This window comes from Pseudomonas sp. SDI (genome assembly GCF_003105155.1).
Lineage (GTDB): Bacteria > Pseudomonadota > Gammaproteobacteria > Pseudomonadales > Pseudomonadaceae > Aquipseudomonas.
The window spans coordinates 15,051-35,144 of sequence record NZ_QETK01000013.1; the positions used below are offsets into that span (position 1 = coordinate 15,051).

Annotated in this window: 16 protein-coding genes and 1 pseudogene; 5 read left to right on the forward strand and 12 right to left on the reverse strand. The window is 62.7% G+C overall.

The window, feature by feature from the left end:
* Positions 1-49: 49 nt before the first annotated feature.
* The 3 genes and pseudogenes from DCO48_RS10680 to wecB form a co-directional block, all read right to left on the reverse strand.
* A pseudogene (locus DCO48_RS10680) lies at positions 50-1,696 on the reverse strand (glycosyl transferase family protein); the annotation flags it as partial.
* Between the two features lie 18 nt (positions 1,697-1,714).
* Positions 1,715-3,901 (reverse strand): hypothetical protein, encoded by a 2,187-nt coding sequence (locus tag DCO48_RS10685; RefSeq protein ID WP_218276121.1) that lies wholly within the window; start codon positions 3,899-3,901, stop codon positions 1,715-1,717.
* A 307-nt stretch (positions 3,902-4,208) separates the two neighbouring features.
* Positions 4,209-5,363, reverse strand: coding sequence for a non-hydrolyzing UDP-N-acetylglucosamine 2-epimerase (gene wecB / locus DCO48_RS10690; RefSeq protein WP_116550577.1), 1,155 nt, complete (start codon positions 5,361-5,363; stop codon positions 4,209-4,211).
* 167 nt (positions 5,364-5,530) lie between these two features.
* On the opposite strand from wecB, the gene dnaX reads away from it, so the two are divergent.
* The 3 genes from dnaX to recR all read left to right on the forward strand — a co-directional run bounded on the left by dnaX (position 5,531) and on the right by recR (position 8,666).
* Positions 5,531-7,573, forward strand: a complete 2,043-nt coding sequence (gene dnaX, locus DCO48_RS10695) for a DNA polymerase III subunit gamma/tau (protein WP_116550578.1) — start codon at positions 5,531-5,533, stop codon at positions 7,571-7,573.
* A 65-nt stretch (positions 7,574-7,638) separates the two neighbouring features.
* Entirely contained in the window at positions 7,639-7,965 is a 327-nt protein-coding gene (locus tag DCO48_RS10700; protein ID WP_028945400.1) for a YbaB/EbfC family nucleoid-associated protein, read from the forward strand.
* A gap of 98 nt (positions 7,966-8,063) precedes the next feature.
* A complete protein-coding gene (gene recR, locus DCO48_RS10705; protein WP_116550579.1) occupies positions 8,064-8,666 on the forward strand; it encodes a recombination mediator RecR in 603 nt (200 codons plus the stop codon).
* Between the two features lie 82 nt (positions 8,667-8,748).
* On the opposite strand, the gene DCO48_RS10710 is transcribed toward recR, so the two are convergent.
* Entirely contained in the window at positions 8,749-9,357 is a 609-nt protein-coding gene (locus tag DCO48_RS10710; RefSeq protein ID WP_116550580.1) for a TetR/AcrR family transcriptional regulator, read from the reverse strand.
* A gap of 130 nt (positions 9,358-9,487) precedes the next feature.
* On the opposite strand from DCO48_RS10710, the gene DCO48_RS10715 reads away from it, so the two are divergent.
* On the forward strand, positions 9,488-10,396 hold the full coding sequence (locus tag DCO48_RS10715; protein WP_116550581.1) for a DUF808 domain-containing protein: 909 nt from the start codon (positions 9,488-9,490) through the stop codon (positions 10,394-10,396).
* 63 nt (positions 10,397-10,459) lie between these two features.
* Here DCO48_RS10715 and DCO48_RS10720 read toward each other — a convergent pair whose 3' ends face one another.
* Positions 10,460-12,406 (reverse strand): LTA synthase family protein, encoded by a 1,947-nt coding sequence (locus DCO48_RS10720; RefSeq protein ID WP_116550582.1) that lies wholly within the window; start codon positions 12,404-12,406, stop codon positions 10,460-10,462.
* A gap of 234 nt (positions 12,407-12,640) precedes the next feature.
* Between DCO48_RS10720 and DCO48_RS10725 the strand changes: the two genes are divergently transcribed.
* Entirely contained in the window at positions 12,641-12,943 is a 303-nt protein-coding gene (locus DCO48_RS10725; RefSeq protein WP_116550583.1) for a hypothetical protein, read from the forward strand.
* 114 nt (positions 12,944-13,057) lie between these two features.
* Here DCO48_RS10725 and DCO48_RS10730 read toward each other — a convergent pair whose 3' ends face one another.
* The 7 genes from DCO48_RS10730 to puuE form a co-directional block, all read right to left on the reverse strand.
* Positions 13,058-13,843, reverse strand: coding sequence for an outer membrane protein OmpK (locus DCO48_RS10730; RefSeq protein WP_116550584.1), 786 nt, complete (start codon positions 13,841-13,843; stop codon positions 13,058-13,060).
* Between the two features lie 363 nt (positions 13,844-14,206).
* Positions 14,207-14,992: an outer membrane protein OmpK gene (locus DCO48_RS10735; protein WP_116550585.1), complete on the reverse strand. Its 786-nt coding sequence runs from the start codon at positions 14,990-14,992 to the stop codon at positions 14,207-14,209.
* A gap of 137 nt (positions 14,993-15,129) precedes the next feature.
* Positions 15,130-16,485 (reverse strand): nucleobase:cation symporter-2 family protein, encoded by a 1,356-nt coding sequence (locus DCO48_RS10740; RefSeq protein WP_116550586.1) that lies wholly within the window; start codon positions 16,483-16,485, stop codon positions 15,130-15,132.
* A 127-nt stretch (positions 16,486-16,612) separates the two neighbouring features.
* Positions 16,613-17,947, reverse strand: coding sequence for a urate hydroxylase PuuD (locus tag DCO48_RS10745; RefSeq protein ID WP_116550587.1), 1,335 nt, complete (start codon positions 17,945-17,947; stop codon positions 16,613-16,615).
* A gap of 50 nt (positions 17,948-17,997) precedes the next feature.
* Positions 17,998-18,501, reverse strand: a complete 504-nt coding sequence (locus tag DCO48_RS10750) for an ureidoglycolate lyase (protein ID WP_116550588.1) — start codon at positions 18,499-18,501, stop codon at positions 17,998-18,000.
* A 111-nt stretch (positions 18,502-18,612) separates the two neighbouring features.
* Complete coding sequence (uraD, locus tag DCO48_RS10755; RefSeq protein WP_116550589.1) at positions 18,613-19,128, reverse strand: 2-oxo-4-hydroxy-4-carboxy-5-ureidoimidazoline decarboxylase; 516 nt, start codon at positions 19,126-19,128, stop codon at positions 18,613-18,615.
* Entirely contained in the window at positions 19,128-20,054 is a 927-nt protein-coding gene (gene puuE / locus DCO48_RS10760; protein ID WP_116550590.1) for an allantoinase PuuE, read from the reverse strand. The genes uraD and puuE overlap by 1 nt, the downstream gene beginning before the upstream one ends.
* Positions 20,055-20,094 lie beyond the last annotated feature (40 nt).

Genomic DNA, 20,094 nt, shown 5'->3' on the forward strand with positions numbered 1-20,094 from the left:
GGGCAGGGGACCGTTGTTCAGTGGCAGCTTTGCTGTGGCTCTCGGCGCTTTCCTGCTGGAAGGAAATCGCCTCGTTGAGGGTGTCTTCGTCGAGGTAGCCGTGTTCGAGCAGAATCTGCCCCAGTGGCTTGTGTTCCAGGGCTTGGGCTTCCAGGGCCTTGGCCAGCGAGGCCTCGTCGATGGCTCGCCACGACATCAGCAGATCGCCCAGGCGCAGGCGCTGCTGGCTGAGCTGATCGGCGCTGGGGAAGTCGTGCATGGTCTTGTCCCAGACCAGTTGCTTGCCGAGGAACAGGTAGCCCAGGTACAGGCGCCAGGCGCGGGCGGCGGCCATGGCGTTGATGAAGTTGCCGATGATCATCCGTGGTGCCGACAGCAGCGCATGCTCCCAGCCATACAGGCGGCCGACAAAGTAACCACGTTGCAGGATGCGCAGGCTCAGCGCCACGGTGTTCGCCCACATCAGGTCGAGCAGGCCGCTGTGCGGGCTGAAGGTCGAGGGGAAGAAGGTGGTCCACAGGCCGCTGGCACTGAGCAGCAGGAACAGCAGGTGCTGTGCCAGCAGCACATAGGCAAGGATCGCAATAAAGGAAGTGATCAGGCCCTTGCGGTCGCGGTAGAGCAGGTATTTGGTCGCCAGCGAGCCGGCCCAGCCGACCTGGCTCCACCCCTGCAGGCCGATGCCCAGGGTCCAGCGCGCTTTCTGCCGGTAGGCGGTGCGGAAGGTGTCGGGGAAGTATTCGCGCACGCCCAGGGGCATGTGCACCGCCACCATCTTTTCTGCGCCGTGCCCGAACCAGGTGGTGCGGCGCGCCACATAGTCCACCGGGAATTTGCCGAAGATCTGCTTCATGCCGCGTCGTGCCAGGCGCGCACCGATGTCGTAGTCTTCGGTAAGGGTGTCGGTGTTGAACGGCTGGTTGTTGGTTTCCGCCGACAACTCGACCAGCGCACGGCGCGAGAAGCAGGTGCCGACCCCGGCCGAAGGGACCATCCGCGACATGCTCTCGCGCACCACCAGGTCCTTGGTGTGCCATTCGGCAAACTCGTCCATGTAGGTGCCGGCGACCAGTTCGTACCAGTCGCGTTCCAGCGAGGTGACCGGCAACTGGATGAAGTCGATGCGCGGCAGCAGGTAATTGAAGTAGTGCAGTTCGAGGTGATGCAGCACGTCTTCGCTGTCATGCAGGATCACCCCGGCAAACGGCTCGGGCTGGCGCGCGTCCTGGGCGAAGATCGCCTGAATGATCCAGTTCAGGCAGTCGGCTTTGCAGGTCGGGCCGTCGTGCGGCACCTCGACGCGGATCAGCTGCTTGTAACGCCGGCGCATGCGCTCGACTTCCTCGATGGTGCGCGCGTCGTTGCAGTAGGTGCCGACGAAGATGTAGTAGTTCTTGTACTCCAGCGAGCCGACCATGTTCTCCAGCATCGGCGCGATCACGTCGTATTCCAGCCAGGCCGGGATCATGATCGCCAGCGGCTGTTCCGGCTTGGCGCGCAGTTGCTCGGCGGTCAGCGGCGTGTAGCGCTTACGCCGCACCAGCAGCTTGCGGTAGACCTGGCGCACCCAGTACCAGGCGTCGATGAACAGGTCGTCGAGGCTGGACAGCAGGATCAGCACGCCCACGACCGCGGTCACGATCTCCAGACCGCGGTAGTAGTCCGCCAGCAGGTAAGGCCAATAGAGCGAGGACATGGTCTGTTCCTGGCGGCCTTACTTGCCTTTGTGCTTGAGCCGGCTACTACGGGCGAGCACGCCCAGTACCAGCAACAGCAGGAGGATCGCGGCGAAGGTCGGCAGCGCCCACACCAGGTATTTGCGCCACTGGTGGAATGGGCTGGCGCTGAGGTTCAGTTCCGGGTCGGTGGTGTCGACCCAGATCAGCGGGCCATTGGCGCCGAGTACCACGGCATTGCCGCGGGTCAGCACGAAGGCCTTGTGCGGCACCACCGGCTGCGCGCCGAGGGCGTACCAGACCACGCCGTTCTGCCCCGCCGACGCGACCACCGAGACGGCGCTCAGGTCTTGCGGGCCCTGCACGTCGACAGCAAGCTGGTCGTGGTTCTGTGCACGCAGGCGCTCGGCGTCCTGCACGTCAACCAGCGGCTTGGCGCCTTGCAGCGGCACCAGCAGCGAGAGGAATGGCTTGCTTGGGGCGAACGGTTGGGCTGGGTCGGCCAGGGTCAGTTCGGCTTTCACCGGCGAAATGGAGGCGGCGGTGGCGAGGCGGATGACCTGGTTCAGGCTGGCTGCCGGGGTTTGCAGCGCAGCGCTGGGCACGATCACCTGGGCTTCGCCGGCCAGCAGCGGCAGCAGGCCGACGAAAGTGCCGTCGGGTTCGGCGCTGGCCGCTTGCAGGTAGCTGCTAGGCAGCACGTTGACCGGGAAACCCTGCGGGATTTCCGCGCAGTTCGGCGACACCGGCTGGCGCTGGAACTGCACCTGCAGGGTATTGTTCACGCCCAGGGCGTAGCCGGGCACCCGCGCACTGAGGCGCTCGGCCTGGCCGTTGGCGTCGAGCTGACGGGCATTGAGCAGCACGCCGTTCCAGATCACCGAGGCGACCGGGCGGGTCGACGAGGCGCCGGGGGCCGCAGCCAGGTCGAGCACCAATTCGCCGGGCATGTGCCCGTCGACTGACACGGCACTGAGCGGGAAGGTCGCGGCCCATTCGCCGCGGGTGACCACGTCGAAGGTGGTGTGGCTGCCGCCCAGATTGCTCAGGCGCAGGTGGCGCTGATCGTTGTTCAGGCTGCCGCCGGCAGCATGCACGGTGGCCTCGGGGGCGGTGAGGACGTTGCGCCATTGGTTGTCGAACAGGCCAGAGGCTTTGGCCCCGGCGTCGGCCGCCACGGCGATCAGTGCCTGGCCGCCGAGGCTGGCCAACGCCACGTGTTGGCTGGCGAAGGTCTTGCTGGCCAGCGAGGCGCGGCGGGCGCGCCAATCGTCGAAGGCCTTGAGCGCATCGGCATCGCCTTGCAGCTGTTCGCGCAGGGCCTGCAGGGCGCTGTCGAGCTGGCCCTTGAGGGCGTCGTCGGCAATCGCCAGGTCGGCGCGGGTGGCCGGGGCGTCGAGCAGCAACAGCGCGCCGAGTTCGGCCGGGGTGTTCAGGGTGTGACGGCCGGCGCCGGCCAGCGCGGCGAACGCCGGTACGCCGGTGAGGGCCGGCGGGACGCTGACGCCCTTGAGGCTCACGCTGTCGCCGACAGCGGGCAGGGCCCGCACCTGGGCGCGCTTGGCCGCACGCTCCAGGGTCACGCCGAGACGCCAGGCACTGTCGAAGCTGCGCGCATCGAGCTTGCCGTTGGCGATCAGAATCACCGGCTTGCCCGGGAGGGTATTCCAGGCGTCGGTGAGGTTGCTCAGCGCGCTCATCGGGAAACGGTAGGTCAGCCGCGTGTCGGGCGACACCGTCAGCACGTTGGCGGTCTGCCGGGTTGGCTCGCAGAGGCGCTCGCCGGTTGGCGAGCTCCAGTCGATGCTGAAATTGACGAAGCCCGACTCATGCCCACGGGCTTCCACCGGCAGGTTGCGCGCCAGGTCGCCTTCGGCCTCGTCGATGCGGCGGGCCAGCAGGGGGCGGCCATCGATCGACATCTTCAGGGTGGGCGCGACGCGCTCACCCTTGATGAAGCTGCCCTGCACCTCTACCTGCGCCTGGCTCAGGGGCACACCGCGCGGTACCGGCAGGAAGAACGCCTGATGATTGTCGCTTTGCTCCAGCACCACCGGGTTGCTGATGCCCAGTTCAGCCAGCGACACGCTGCGCACGACCCAGTCGTCCTGGGCCAACGCGCGCAAGGCATCGCCGGATGGCGAGGCAAGGGCGGTCAGGGGCAGGGCGAGCGGGGCGAGCAACAGGGCGCGCGTGAACAGGCTGGAGCAAGGCATACGAATCAATGGACTTTCCATACGGTGCTTGAGTGAAAAATGACGGCAGCAGTCGTCTGTCACCTCGGGTGAGCGAGGTGCTCTGGGAAGGGGGTCGTTATCTAGGGGAAAACCTGACGGTGGTCGTGCTGTTTTCCGCAACTTCCATGTGACGAGCCATTTGTCTGACATTACAGCGGGCGGACTGTGTAGGATCAGTGTGTGGCGTGTCAAGATTTTGGTTTTGATTAAACGTTTCAGCGCGACGCTAAGTCGCGGCGGAAATATTGTGACGTTTTTTTGACTAACCCATGCTTCCGACTAAATCCGACGCGCACTACCTTGGTGCGGTCACGCTTTGCGGGTTGAATTCGACGAATGGCCGACCCTGCAACGCAGCGATGATCCGGGCACTGGCCTGACCGTCACCATAAGGGTTCACGCTGCGCGCTACGCGCTGGTACAGCGCGGCATCATCGATGAAGCTGCCGACCGCCTGGACGATCCGCGTGCTGTCGGTGCCGACCAGGCGCACCGTGCCAGCGCTGACTGCTTCCGGGCGTTCGGTGGTGTCGCGCATCACCAGCACCGGCTTGCCCAGGTGCGGGGCTTCTTCCTGAACACCGCCGGAGTCGGTGAGGATCAGGTAGGCGCGGCGCATGAACCAGACGAAGTCGAGGTAGTCCAGCGGATCGATCAGGTAGATGTTGGCGTGCTCGGACAGGCTACCGATGACCACATTGCGCACCTGCGGGTTGAGGTGCACCGGGTAGACAATCTGCACGTCGTCGCGCTGGGCCAGGCGGGCCAGGCCCGCGCAGATCTGCTGGAAGCCGGCACCGAAGTTCTCGCGGCGGTGGCCGGTCACCAGCACCAGCTTGCGCGAGGCATCCAGCCATGGATAGCGCGCGGCCAGGCTGGCGCTCAGTTCGGGGCGGGCGTCGAGTTTGCGCAGGGCCAGCTCAAGGGCGTCGATCACTGTGTTGCCGGTGACGTGGATGCGCCCCTGGAGGTTCTCCTGAAGCAGGTTGGCGCGCGAAGCCAGGGTCGGCGCGAACAGCCAGTTGCCCATCACATCGACCACGCGGCGGTTCATCTCTTCGGGGAACGGCTGGCTCAGGTCGCCGGTACGCAGGCCGGCTTCGACGTGGCCGATCGGGATGCGCCGGTGGAAGGCGGCCAGGCTGCAGGCGGTGGCGGTGGAGGTGTCGCCATGCACCAGCACGCAATCGGGCTGGACTTCTTCCAGCAGCGCGTCGACGCGGCCCATCAGGCGGGCGAACAGGCCATTGAGGGTTTGCCCGGGCAGCATCACGTCGAGGTCATGGTCGACGCGGATGTCGAACAGTTGCAGCACCTGGTCGAGCATCTGTCGGTGCTGGCCGGTGGTGCAGACGATGCTCTGCACGCCCTCGGCGTCGGCCAGCGCCTGCACCAGCGGGGCCATCTTGATGCCCTCGGGGCGGGTTCCGAACAGAGACAGGACTTTCATGCAGGGCTCCTTTCGCGCGGGGCGTGGGGCGGAAAGCAGCGCAGCCTACCCGAAGAAGTGGCTTGGTTGCCAGCGCCTACAGGGGGAGTGCTTCCTGTGGCGGATGCAATTTATGCCTCGCTCCGCTAGGATTAGCGGTCTTTGGTTTATCTATTCGACGGTTTTCGATGAGTTATCAGGTTCTTGCACGTAAATGGCGTCCGCGCTCGTTCCGCGAAATGGTCGGCCAGACCCATGTGCTCAAGGCCCTGATCAACGCGCTGGACAACCAGCGCCTGCACCACGCCTACCTGTTTACCGGCACCCGCGGCGTGGGCAAGACCACCATCGCGCGAATCATCGCCAAGTGCGTGAACTGCGAAACCGGCATTACCTCTACCCCGTGCGGCACCTGTTCGGTGTGTCGGGAGATCGACGAAGGGCGCTTTGTCGACCTGATCGAAATCGACGCCGCGAGCCGGACCAAGGTCGAAGATACCCGCGAGTTGCTCGACAACGTGCAGTACGCACCAAGCCGTGGGCGCTTCAAGGTCTACCTGATCGACGAAGTGCACATGCTCTCCAGCCACTCGTTCAACGCCTTGTTGAAGACGCTGGAAGAGCCGCCGCCCTACGTCAAGTTCATCCTCGCCACCACCGATCCGCAGAAACTGCCGGCGACCATCCTTTCGCGCTGCCTGCAGTTTTCGCTGAAAAACATGACCCCCGAGCGGGTGGTCGAGCACCTCAGCCATGTACTCGGGGTCGAGAACGTGCCGTTCGAAGACGACGCCCTGTGGCTGCTCGGGCGCGCCGCCGACGGTTCGATGCGCGACGCCATGAGCCTCACCGACCAGGCCATCGCCTTTGGTGAAGGCAAGGTGCTGGCGGCCGATGTGCGCGCGATGCTCGGCACCCTCGATCATGGCCAGGTTTACGGTGTGTTGCAGGCCTTGCTCGAAGGCGATGCGCGGGCCTTGCTGGAAGCCGTACGGCATCTGGCCGAACAGGGCCCGGACTGGAACGGCGTGCTCTCGGAAATGCTCAATGTGCTGCACCGCGTGGCCATTGCCCAGGCCCTGCCCGAGGCGGTCGACAACGGCCAGGGCGACCGCGAGCGCGTGCTGGCCCTGGCCCAGGCCTTGCCGGCTGAGGACGTGCAGTTCTATTACCAGATGGGTCTGATCGGCCGGCGCGATTTGCCGCTGGCGCCCGATCCGCGCGGTGGCTTTGAAATGGTCCTGCTGCGCATGCTGGCCTTCCGCCCGGCCGACACGGCCGATGCGCCGACACCGACGCTAAAGCCAGTGGGGATCAGCCAGGCCACAGCTGACTCCCCTGCGGCGGTGGCTCCGGTCACTGGTGCTGCACCTGTGGTTGCGTCACTGCCGCCGGCTGAGCCTGAGCCGGTTGTAGCGCCTGAGCCGGTGCAAGCGGCGGTGCCTGAGCCCGTGCCAGAAGCCGAGCCGGCCCCTGTCGAGGTCGAAGTCGATTTGCCCTGGAACGAGCCGGTCGCGTCGGTCGATGCCGTGCCCGAGCCGCAAGCCGTGCCGCAGTCAGAACCGGAGCCTGCGCCCGAGCCAGCCGCCGTCGTGCCGCAGCCGGTGGCTGCGCCAGCCATTGCACGCCACGACGGGCCACCGGCCGACGATATCAGTTACAGCCCGGCCGGTATGGAGCGCGACGACGAGCCGCCGCTCGACGAAGACTATTACGATGTCGAGATCGACCCGGCGGGCTACAGCTACCTGGACGAACTGGCCAGCGAAAGCGTGGCCGCGCCGCTGGTCGAACCCGAGCCGGAACCGGCTGCACAGCCGGCCACCGGGCTGGCCTTGCAATGGCTGGAATTGTTCCCGCAGTTGCCGATCTCCGGCATGACCGGCAATATCGCCGCCAACTGTACCCTGATGGCGATGGATGGCGATCACTGGCTGCTGCACCTGGACCCGGCGCACAGCGCATTGTTCAACACCACGCAGCAGCGTCGCCTGAACGATGCCCTCAATCAGCATTTTGGGCGCACACTCACGCTGGCCATCGAGCTCATCCGCCCGGAGCAGGAAACCCCGGCCCAGGCCGCAGCGCGCAAGCGGGCCAACCGCCAGCGCGATGCCGAGGCGTCGATCGAGAACGATCCGTTCATCCAGCAGATGATCAAGCAGTTCGGCGCCACCGTGCGCCACGATAGTATTGAACCCGTAGAGGCTCTGGTCAGCCAGAGCGAATAACCGTATACCCCAGCGTCCGGCACTGCCCGTGGCGCGTTACGTAACTTGATACCGAGGTGACTCCCATGATGAAAGGTGGCATGGCCGGCCTGATGAAGCAGGCACAGCAGATGCAGGAAAAAATGGCCAAGATGCAGGAAGAGCTGGCCAATGCCGAAGTGACCGGCCAATCCGGCGCCGGCCTGGTCAGCGTGGTCATGACCGGCCGTCATGACGTCAAGCGCATCAGCCTGGACGACAGCCTGATGCAGGAAGACAAGGAAGTGCTGGAAGACCTGATCGCCGCCGCCGTGAACGATGCGGTGCGCAAGGTCGAGCAGAACAGCCAGGAAAAAATGGGCGGCATGACCGCTGGCATGCAACTGCCACCAGGTTTCAAGATGCCGTTCTAAGGCATTGCCTGTTTGACTAACGGTGGGAGCGCGGCTGCGAGGCCGTGGCTCCCATTGTCGTTTTTCGTTCGTCCTTTTCACTTGCCAGGCCTTTGACCATGAGCTTCAGCCCCCTTATTCGCCAACTGATCGATGCGCTGCGTATTTTGCCTGGCGTGGGTCAAAAGACCGCCCAGCGTATGGCGTTGCAGTTGCTGGAACGCGACCGCAGCGGCGGGGTGCGACTGGCCCAGGCGTTGAGCCAGGCCATGGATGGGGTAGGGCATTGCCAGCAGTGCCGGACGCTGACCGAGCAGGCATTGTGCCCGCAATGCGCCGACCCGCGCCGCGACGACACGCTGCTGTGCGTGGTCGAGGGGCCGATGGATGTGTATGCGGTGGAGCAAACTGGCTATCGCGGGCGCTATTTCGTGCTCAAGGGGCATTTGTCGCCCCTCGATGGCCTGGGCCCCGAGGCCATCGGGATCCCGCAACTAATGGCGCGGATTGCCGAACAGGGCAGCTTTACCGAGGTGATTCTGGCGACCAACCCGACCGTGGAGGGCGAGGCGACCGCGCACTACATCGCGCAGCTGTTGGCCGACAAGGGCCTGGTGGCGTCGCGGATTGCCCACGGGGTACCGCTGGGCGGCGAGCTGGAACTGGTCGATGGCGGCACGCTGGCGCATTCGTTTGCCGGGCGCAAGCCGATTTCATTGTAAGGCTTGCTGGCCTCATCGCGGGACGAGCCAGCTCCCACCGGGTGCTCAGTGCTCTTGTGGGTGGGCTCGTCCCGCGATGCTTTTAGGCATCCGGTGCGCAGCCCTTGAGCACCAGTCGAATAATGGTCTGCGCCGCCGCCTCGTAATCGGCATCGTCCAGCTTGGCCTTGCCGGTCACCACGGAAATCTGCCAGTCGAAATCGGCATAGGTCTGTGTCGCCGCCCAGATGCTGAACATCAGGTGGTGCGGGTCTACCGCCGCCATCTGCCCGCGATCGATCCAACCCTGGATGCACTCGATGTTGTGCCGCGCCTGTTCGTTCAGCTGTTTCACCTGGCTTGGGCTCAGGTGCGGGGCGCCGTGCATGATCTCGCTGGCGAACACCTTCGAGGCAAACGGCAGGTCGCGCGAGATGCGCACTTTCGCGCGGATATACGCGCTCAGCACTTCCTGCGGCTCACCTTCGGCATTGAACGGCGTCGAGGCCTGCATGATCGGTTCGATGATGCTTTCCAGCACTTCGCGGTAGAGGTTTTCCTTGGACTTGAAGTAGTAGTAGACGTTGGGCTTGGGCAGCCCGGCCTTGGCGGCGATATCGCTGGTCTTGGTGGCGGCGAAGCCCTTGTCGGCGAACTCTTCGCTGGCAGCCTTCAGGATCAGTTCTTTGTTGCGCTCGCGAATGGTGCTCATGGACCGGGAAACTCCTTGCCGGAAACGGCGGTGGGGCATGGTAGCACCGCGTTTGCAGGGCGCTCAAGGCTGCCCCTTTGCGCGCTCAGCGGCTATGCTTTGCGCCATCTCACTCAATGGAATACCGCACATGGCAGGCAGCAGCCTCCTGGTACTGATCGACGATATCGCCGCAGTGCTCGACGACGTTTCGCTAATGACCAAGGTCGCGGCGAAAAAAACCGCCGGCGTCCTTGGCGACGACCTCGCCCTGAACGCGCAACAGGTTACCGGCGTGCGTGCCGAACGAGAGATCCCGGTAGTCTGGGCAGTGGCCAAGGGTTCGTTTCTGAACAAGCTGATCCTGGTGCCGGCGGCCCTGTTGATCAGTGCGTTCATTCCCTGGGCGGTCACGCCGCTGTTGATGCTCGGTGGCGCCTTCCTGTGCTTCGAAGGCTTTGAAAAGCTCGCGCACAAATTCCTCCACAGCAAAAGTGAAGACGCTAGCGCCCACGCCGAGCTCAGCGAAGCTGTGGCCGACCCGGCGGTCGACCTGGTGGCCTTCGAGAAAGACAAGATCAAGGGCGCGGTGCGTACCGACTTCATCCTTTCTGCCGAGATCATCGCGATTACCCTGGGCACCGTTGCCGATGCACCGCTGCCGCAACAGATCATCGTGCTCTCGGGTATCGCCATTGTCATGACCATCGGCGTGTACGGGCTGGTAGCGGGTATCGTCAAGCTCGACGACCTTGGCCTGTGGCTCACGCAAAAGGCCTCGGGTGCCGCACAGGCTCTCGGCAACGGCATCCTGCGTGCGGCGCCGTACATGATGAAAAGCCTGTCAGTGATCGGTACTGCCGCGATGTTCCTGGTCGGCGGCGGGATTCTGGTGCATGGCGTGGCGCCGTTGCATCACGCCATCGAGGCGTTCAGCGCCGAACGCGGTGGGGTGCTGACGGCGACCTTGCTCAATGCCGGGGTGGGGATCGTTGCTGGCGCCGCGGTATTGGCGGTGGTGGCGCTGCTAGGCAAGGTCTGGCGCGTGGTCAAGGGCTGATCTTCAAGGTCTGCCTGTAAGGGTTGAGCACGGCGGCCGGGTAGGGCGCGCCGTGCCTGCAGGTCAGTTTTTCAGGGCGGTCTGCTGGCTCGCTTCCGGCACCCAGTCGAGCAGGTGCTGCTTGAAGCCGTGGCTGGCTGCCTGGTAGTAGGCGATGGCGCGGCGAATCAGCGGGTCGTCGTCGTTAGCCGATACCTCGCGGCTTTCGCCGAGTGCATCCTGGTGCAGGCGCAGGCCATCACGCGGGCTGAGAATCGCCAGGTCCTTGCCGTCGAACAGGCCCAGGTGCTGGTAGTTGCCGATCACCACCCGTGGCGGCAGGCTGTCTTCGAGCAGCAAGTCACGGCCGAAGAAGGTCGAGGTATAGCTCAGGTTGAGCAGTCCCAGCAAGGTGGGTGCCAGGTCGATCTGGCTGGCCAGTTTGGCCTCCTCGCGCGCCTCGATCAGCTTCGGCGCATAAATGAACAGCGGGATCTGGTAGTTCTGCACCGGCAGGTCTTCCTTGCCGGCACTGCCCGCGGTGTGGTCGGCGACGAAGATGAACAGGGTGTTGTCGAACCACGGTTTGCTGCGCGCCTGCTCGAGGAACTTGCCGATGGCATAGTCGGTGTACTTCACCGCGCCGTCGCGGCCATTGCCCGAGGCGATGTCGATGCGTCCTTGCGGGTAGGTGTACGGCCGGTGGTTGGAGGTGGTCATCAGTTGCAGGAAGAACGGCACCTGGTTGGCATGGTCGGCATCGGCCAGGCGCAAGGTCTGGTTGTAGAGATCTTCGTCGGACATGCCCCAGGCATTCTTGAACTGGATCTGGCTTTCATCGACGCTGCTCTGGTCGACTACGCGGTAGCCATTACCGCTGAAGAACGCGTTCATGTTGTCGAAGTAACCGCGCCCGCCATAGACAAACACGCTGTCGTAGCCGACTTCGCTGAGTTGCTGGCCGAGGCTGGCAAAGCCGCTTTCGCGACCGATGCGTTTGACGATGGAGCGCCCCGGCGTCGGTGGCATCGACAGGGTAATCGCCTCCAGGCCCCGGTCGGTACGGGTGCCGGTGGCGTAGAAATTGTTGAAGTAGAGGCTTTGCTTGCGCAACGCGTCGAGGTTGGGGGTGAGGTTACGGCTGTCGCCATTGCTGCCCAGGTATTTGCCGCTGAAGCTTTCGATGGTCACCAGGACAATGTTCGGCCGGCGTGGCGTGCCGTTGTTGCTGACCCGGCGACGAATGTCCATGGGTTCCTTGCCGAGGAACTGGATGTCCGGTTCGTTGAGTTCGGCGCGAATCTGCTCGGAGGCTTGCGTGTCGGGCAGGCTGCTATAGAACTGCTGGTAGTCCAGTTCGTTGTTGCGGAAGGCCGCGAAGAACTGGTACGGGCCGTTGCTCGCGAGTTCGCGCTGGTAGGCATTGCCGCCCTGGCCGCGCGGGCTGTCCTGGTCTACCAGTTGCAGGCACAGGCCCGCGACCAGCAGTAGCCCGAGCAGGCTCAGCACGCGCGGGCGCCACGCCGGCATGGGGGCGTTCAGGGCCAGGCGCAGCGGTTTGCGCAGAATCACGCAGAGCACCAGCGCGATCACGGCCAGGCTGCCGAGCAGCAGACCGATCGGGTACGACTCGAGAATGTTGTTCAGCACCTCGTCGGAGTACACCAGGTAGTCCACGGCGATGAAGTTGAAGCGCACCCCGAACTCATCCCAGAACAGCCACTCGGCGACCGCGGTGAACAGCATGGCGAAGATGCTCGCGGCCAGCACCCCTTGCAGCAGCCAGCGATTGAAGCGCGAACGCCACAGCCGCGGCGGGCACAGCAGCAAGTACAGGCTGATGGGGACGGCGGCGTAGAGCAGGAAGGCCAGGTCGTAGATCAGCCCGATTGCGAAGATCGAAAAGTATGCATGCCCGGCTTCGTTCAGGTGGCTGAACAGCAAGACGCTGCGGGTCAGTACAAAAATGCCGAGCCAGGTAGCGGTCAATAGGAGGAGGTAGCGCAATGGCGCCGAGCGCAGGGGGAGCATGGTGAGCGGTTCCTTGTGTGCTGCGTTTTTCCTTTCCCTGGATGCTCATCGGCGCCACATCAATGCGGGGATATGGGCAAACTGAAGTCAGGGGGTGTTATTTCAACGAATGTAGCAAAGGAGAAGAGAAAAATTTGTCAACTTATTGCAATGTTCATGTGAAATTCAGCGCTATGCTTGCTTCGCTCAATAAGGAATCGCGAAACACGAGATCAATAACAAGGAGGCAGCAACGTGTTCGGGCAAACGCTTGTGTATGGCGTCTATCACTTGGCGATCTATCTGTTGGCCGCGCTGACCTGGCTGGGGTTGTGTCTGGCCTTTCTGTTCAATGCTCACTTACTGGCGCCGCGCCTGGCGCAACTGGGCCGCTACCTGGCGCCAACCTGCGCGCTATTGATTTGTCTGGGCCTGCTGGCACTGGATATCTGGGCGCTGTATGGGCACGAAACCGTTGAGTACGCGCTATTGAGTTTCGGTATTGCTTTGCCGGCCGTGCTGCTGGCGGTGCTATGCCGTCGCGTGTATTTAAATTGAATGGTTGATCTAATTTAAACTGTTGTAGGAAATTTCCCGTTGTGTGTGCGTTATTGCTTACGTGGTTTGCCGTGCCTCGGTGCGAGGCACGGACTTTTTATCGCCACGTAGTGCTTAGAAGTGCACTTTCACCAACAGGCTGGTGGTGTTCTGGTCGGTGTCGAAGCTGGAGGTGTCTTCGATACCGTACTTGTCTTTCCAGTAGTCGTATTCAATACCGACGTACAGCTGCTTCTCGCCCCAGTTCAGCGCTTTACCCAGGTCGTACTTGATCTGCGGGTTGAAGTGCAGGTTGGCGTGGTAGGTACCACGGCGGGTCTCGTCGTTGTCCACTACCCAGTCCATGAAGCCGTCGATGAGGATGTCCGACTTGCCCACTGGAAGGGTGTACGACCACACCGGGGTGATCTGCCAGACGCCGTCGCCGGCACGGTTGCCTTCGGTCTGGCGCTGGTAGAAGTTCAGCTGGAAGTAGTCGAAGCCAGGAATCGCCAGGTCGAAGCCTGGGCCGATCAGGTACGACTCGTTGTCGCCTTCGCCGAACTCGTAGGTCATGGCCAGCAGCACGTCCTTGATCGGGCCGAACGCGATCTTCTGGTCGAAGATCTTGCCGAACGACAAGCGCGGGCTGAATTCGCCGTAGTAGGTGTTCGGGCCGGCCAGGGCGTCTTTCTTACCGTTGTAGAAGATCTTGTCGACGAACAGGAAGTTGTCGCCGTACTTCCAGCCATCGGCGTGCTCGAAGGTGAAGGTCTGCTGGATCGACGGGTTGACGGTGAAGTCCTTGCCGTACAGGTAGGTGATGCTGTTGTTCTGCCATTGCAGCAGATCGCCGGCGGTCGCGGCGGAACTGGCGGCCAGCAGGGCGCCGGCAAGAATCAGGCGGTTGGTCGTGCGCATCGCAATGTTGCTCCCTTGATTGAATCTGTTGTCGGCACTCTGGAATGGCGCCGTTTTGTTTATTAAGTTGTCCAGCGAGTCAGTTTTTTTCGATTGGCCACAGACAATTGGCAAGTGCCGCGCCAACTTTCCGAGGTGGCGGTAGCAGTCCTGCTCGACGTCTTTCTGAACAGATGAAAAGGGTATTTCAGGTTGGCGTAACGCCTGCCAACCGCCCGAATTCATTGACTGAGCGGTCAGCAAACGCAGGCAGGATCCGTCCTGCCTTGATCGAGGGGGCGCGCAGATTACTGGCTTGCGCGCTGTCCCTCAAGTGCTCCGTCCTGGAGCAGGTCGATCTAAAGCTGTGCGTTCGGTCAGGAATCAGAAGTGGAACTTGACCAGGGCACTGGCCACGCTCTGCTGTGTGTCCAGCCTGCCGCTGTTCTCGATACCGTATTTGTCTTTCCAGTAGCTGTACTCGAAGCCCACATACAGTTGTTTGGCGCCGACGTTCAGGGCCTTGCCCAGGTCATATTTGACCTGTGGGTTGAAGTGCAGGTTGGCGTGGTAGGTGCCGCGACGGGTCTCGTCGTTGTCGGTGACCCAGTCCATGTAACCGTCGATGAGGATGTCGGAGCGGCCCACGGGGATGGTGTAGGAAAACGCAGGGGTGATCTGCCAGACCCCGTCACCCGGGCGGCTGCCCTCGGTGTTGCGCTGGTAGATGTTCAGGGTGAAATAGTTGAAGCCGGGAATAGCCAGGTCGAAGCCCGGGCCGATCAGGTACGCCTCGTTGTCGCCTTCGCCAGTCTCGTAGGTCATGGCCAGCAGCACGTCTTTGATCGGTCCGAACTCGAACTTGCGATCGAAGATCTTGCCGAACGACAGGCGCGGGCTGATCTCGCTGTAGTAGGTGTTGCTGCCTTTGTTACGGTCCTGGCCACCGTTGTAGAAGATTTTGTCGACGAACAGGAAGTTGTCGCCGTACTTCCATTTGTCGGCGTGTTCGAAGGTCACGGTCTGCTGGATCGCAGGGTTGACCTCGAACTTGGTGCCATACAGGTAAGTCAGGCTGTTGGTCTGCCAAAGCAGCAGGTCCCCCGCCATGGCTGGAACGGTGGCCAGCAGGCTGCTGCCCAGCAGGAGGGAAGAGGCGATGCGTTTCATGTTGTGGTTCCCGGCTATTGTTATTGTTCGCTTGCGGTTTTTTTGGCGCGAGTGCGCCCCGGACGGCCCACTCCCACGGGCCGACGGTCTAGCGGTGTTGCAGGGTAGAGCAGGGCGGCAAGGTGCCGCCCAATGACTCAATGCTGGTGAGCGGCGTCGTTGTGTGCCGCGCGTTCGGCACCACCGAGGATGTTGAACAGCAGGTTGAGGATCAGAGCGCTGACCGTGGCCATGGCAATGCCGCTGTGGGTGATCGGTTCCATCCACTGGGGCATCTGTGCGAAGAACTCCGGGCGCACCACGGGGATCAGCCCCATGCCGACGCTGACGGCTACTAGCAACTGGTTGCGGCGGTCGGCGATGTCGGCTTCCTGGAGGATCTTGATGCCGGTGGCCGCGACCATGCCGAACATTGCGATCGATGCCCCGCCAAGCACGGCAGGCGGAATCGAGGCAATCAGGAAGGCGGCCTTGGGCAGCAGGCTGAGCAGGATCAGGAAGAACCCGGCCACTACGGTGACGTAGCGGCAGCGTACGCCGGTCATCTGCACCAGGCCGATGTTCTGGGCGAACGAGGAATGGGTGAAGGTGTTGAAGAAACCGGCGACGAACGAGGCGCCGGCATCGCACAGCAAGCCGCGACGAAGCATGCCTGGGGTCACTTCGCGGTCGGTTACCTTGCCCAGGGCGAGGAACATGCCGGTGGACTCGACGAAGATGATCACCACCACCAGGCACATCGACAGGATCGGTGCGAGGCTGAAGGTCGGCATGCCGAAGTGCAGCGGGGTCACGACCTGCACCCAGGGCGCTGCGTCGAGACCGGAGAGGTCGACCATGCCGATGGAGCCGGCGAGGATGTAGCCAAAGCCCATGCCGATCAGCACCGAGACGTTGACCCAGAAGCCGCGCATGAAGCGGTTGACCAGCAGAATGGTGGCCAGCACCAGGGCCGCGACAGTCAGGTAGATCGGCGAGCCGAAGGTCGTCGCGGTCGCGCCGCCACCGGCCCAGTTGACAGCAACCGGGAACAGCGAGAGACCAATCGAGGTGATGACCGTACCGGTCACCAGCGGCGGGAAGAAACGTACGACTTTGGACATGAACGGGGCGATCAGCATGCCGAAGAAACCGGCAGCGATAGTCGCCCCGAAAATCCCCTGCAGGCCAACGCCGGGCATCCCAGCCATGGCGACCATGCTGCCCACGGCGGCAAAGCTGGCCCCCATCATTACCGGCATGCGGATCCCTACAGCACCAATGCCGAACGACTGGACCACGGTGGCGACACCGGCGACCAGCAGATCGGCATTGATCAGAAAGGCGACTTCTTCACGGGAGAGTCCGGCAGCCTGGCCAATGATCAGTGGTACCGCAATGGCGCCGCCGTACATCAGCAGCACGTGTTGCAGGCCGACCAGAATCAGTTGGAGCATGGGTAGGGGCTGTCGTGGCGGCGCAATGGGAATATACGCCTTGCGTGACTCGGACATGCAGCACCTCGAGTTTTGTTTTTATTCTTGAGTAGCTGCAAGCTTCAAGCGCCAAGCTTCAAGTAAAAGCCGATGGCGCTGAGCTTGCAGTCATAGCTTGTCGCTTAAAGCTTGCAGCTTGTAGCGCTTAGTTGGTTGGCGCGCCTTTGGCGATCCATGCCCCAATCAATTCACGCTCTTGCTGGGTCATCTGCGTGATGTTGCCCAGTGGCATGATCTGGCTGGCGACGGCCTGCGCCTGGATCCGCGAAGCCTGTTGCTGGATCTGTTGCGGCGTGTCGAGCATGACCCCGGCAGGTGCAGCGCTGAACAGCGGGCTGGTCGGCTTGGCCGAGTGGCACACGGCGCAGCGTTCCTGGATGACGCTGTGGATCTTGTCGAAACCGGCATCGTCGAGCTTGGCGGTAGCGGCAGCAGGGGCTTCGGCCGGGGTGGCAACCTGAGCGGGTTGTGCTGGGGCTGCGGCTTGCTCGGCGGCCTTCTCGGCAGCTGTCTTGCCACCCAGTGCGGTTTCCGGCAGCGGCTGGTACTGAACCTTGGCGGCGGCTTGCTCCGGGGCGGTAGGCAGCGGCTTAGGACCGGTAACGTAGGCCAGGCAGATCATTGCCAGAGCGCCTACCGGCAGGGTCCAGGCGTACTTGGCGCTGTCGTGACGGGTGTTGAAGTAGTGACGTACCAGCACCGCAGCCACAGCGATGCCGCCCAGGATCAGCCAGTTGTACTGGCTACCGTAGGTGCTCGGGAAGTGGTTGCTGATCATGATGAACAGCACAGGCAGGGTGAAGTAGTTGTTGTGACGCGAACGCAGCAGGCCTTTGGCCGGCAGTTTCGGGTCTGGCGTCTCGTTCTTCTCGATCGCGGCCACCAGCTGGCGCTGGGCCGGCATGATGATGCGGAACACGTTACCGACCATGATGGTGCCGATGATCGCGCCGGTGTGCAGGTACGCACCGCGGCCGCTGAACACCTGGCTGAAGCCGAAGCAGGCGGCAATGATCAGAACGAACAGGACCAGGCCGAGCAAGCCAGGGCGCTTGCCCAGCGGCGAGTCGCAAAGGAAGTCGTAGATGAACCAGCCGGCGATCAGCGAGCCAACGCCGATGGCGATGCCTTCACCACCGCTCAGGGTGCTGCCAGGGGCCAGCAGGTAGAGGGTCGGGTTCCAGTAGAACACCAGGCACAGCAGGGCGATACCCGACATCCAGGTGAAGTAGGCTTCCCATTTGAACCAGTGCAGGTTCTCCGGCATTTTTGGCGGAGCCAGCTTGTATTTTTCCAGGTGGTAGATACCGCCACCGTGAATCGCCCAGAGATCGCCGGACAGACCGTCGCGCGGGTTGGCCCGGTTGAGGTTGTTTTCCAGCCAGACGAAGTAGAACGACGCGCCGATCCAGGCCACGCCAGTGATCATGTGAACCCAGCGCACGCTCAGGTTCAGCCATTCCAACAGATGTGCTTCCACAGTCTTTACCTCTTACCCTGGCATCCTGTAGCCGGATGCTCAGTCTTCTCTTATTGGTGGGGGGCGAGGATCAGTTGCTCATCCTCATTGAAGAAATGCTCATCGCAGTTGTTGCCTGTGCCACTGCGATCAACCACCAGGAAGTCATCCCGCTTTTCGATCGTCAGCACCGGGTGGTGCCAGACGCCGCGATGGTAATTAATGCCCTGCTTGCCATTGCTGACAAAAGCACGGACCAGACCCGATACAGGTGCATCGCCAACGGGCGCGACCACGATCAGAAAGGGGTTGCCGAGCAGCGGGATGAAAGCCTGGCTGCCCTGCGGATGGCGCTCCAGCATGCGGACGGTCAAGGGCATGTCCTGCGCGTCGGCGCGGAAGATGCTGATGATCGCCGTGTCCTCGGGCTGGGCGGTTTGTACCGTGGCCAGCTTGTGGAAGCGCATGGTCGAACCGTTGTTGATCATGAAGTGGTCGCTGCCATCGGTTTCGATCACGTCACCGAAAGGGGCGAAGGCTTCTTTGGTCAAGGGTTCAATCACTAAAGTGCGCATGCGGATCTCTCTTTATTCTGTTTGTTATGGACTGTCGCTATTGCGGTTGCCGTTGTGGCCCTGGGTACGCTCGCGAGCCGTACTCGGGCCAGGTGGGCCGGGCGCCAGACCTTAAAGTTGCAGCAGGCGGAACAGGGCAATCAGGTTGATCTGGGCCAACGCTTCCTTGAACTCGACGTCGGTCGGGTTATGGATGCGCTTTTCGAAGGCCGCCAGGATCTGGTGCCGGTTGCTGCCTTTTACCGCCATGATGAACGGGAACTGGAACTTGGCCTTGTAGGCATCGTTCAGTTCGGTGAACCGGCTGAACTCTTCGGCGGTGCACTGATGGATACCGGCGCCGGCCTGTTCGTTGGTGCTCGATTCGGTCAGTTCGCCCTGGATCGCCGCTTTGCCGGCGAGGTCCGGGTGAGCGTTGATCAAGGCCAGCTGGGCGGCATGATCGGCGCTGAGGAGGATGTCGCTCATGCGCTGGTGCAGGGCTTCGATCTGGTCCAGCTCGTGCAGTTGACCAAGGTCATAGGCTTTTTCGGCGACCCACGGCGAGTGCTCGTAGATGTCGGCGAAGGCTTCGACGAACGCTGCGCGGTCTAGGGTCGAAGGCTTCAGGGTGTTGAAATCGGTCATCATGCTTTCTCGGCTGTGTAGGGATGGGTGGCATGCCAGTGACGGGCGATGTCCACACGCCGGGTGAACCAGACCTGCTCGTGGCTCTTGGCGTAATCGATGAAGCGCTTGAGCGCGGCCAGGCGCGCTGGGCGACCGATCAGGCGGCAGTGCAGGCCGATCGAGAGCATTTTTGGCGCTTCGGCACCTTCTTCGTAGAGCACGTCGAAGGCGTCCTTGAGGTACTGGAAGAACTGCTCGCCGCAGTTGAAGCCCTGAACCTGGGTGAAGCGCATGTCGTTGGTGTCCAGGGTGTAGGGGATCACCAGGTGCGGTTTGCCAGTCGGGTTGTTCGGTTCCCAGTAGGGCAGGTCGTCGTCGTAGGTGTCGCTGTCGTAGAGGAAGCCACCTTCCTCCATCACCAGGCGGCGGGTGTTCGGCCCGGTACGGCCGGTGTACCAGCCCAGCGGACGTTCGCCGGTGAGCTCGGTGAGAATGCGGATGGCTTCGAGCATGTGCTCGCGCTCCTGGTTCTCGTCCATGTACTGGTAGTCGATCCAGCGGTAGCCGTGGCTGCAGATTTCGTGGCCGGCGTCGACCATGGCGCGGATCACGTCGGGGTGACGCTGGGCGGCCATGGCGACGGCGAAGATGGTCAGCGGCACACCGCTGTCCTTGAATAGCTTGAGCAGACGCCAGACGCCGGCGCGGCTGCCATACTCGTAGAGCGATTCCATGCTCAGGTTACGCACGCCTTGCAGCGGCTGGGCAGCGACCATTTCCGAAAGGAACGCTTCGGATTCCTTGTCGCCGTGGAGGATGTTGCGTTCGCCACCTTCCTCATAATTGAGCACGAAAGACAAAGCGATGCGGGCATTCCCCGGCCAGCGCGGATGGGGTGGGGTATTGCCGTAACCGATCAGGTCGCGAGGATAATCAGCGCTCACTGCAGTCTTCCTTCTTGTGCGTGAAAACGGGGTGTGGAGG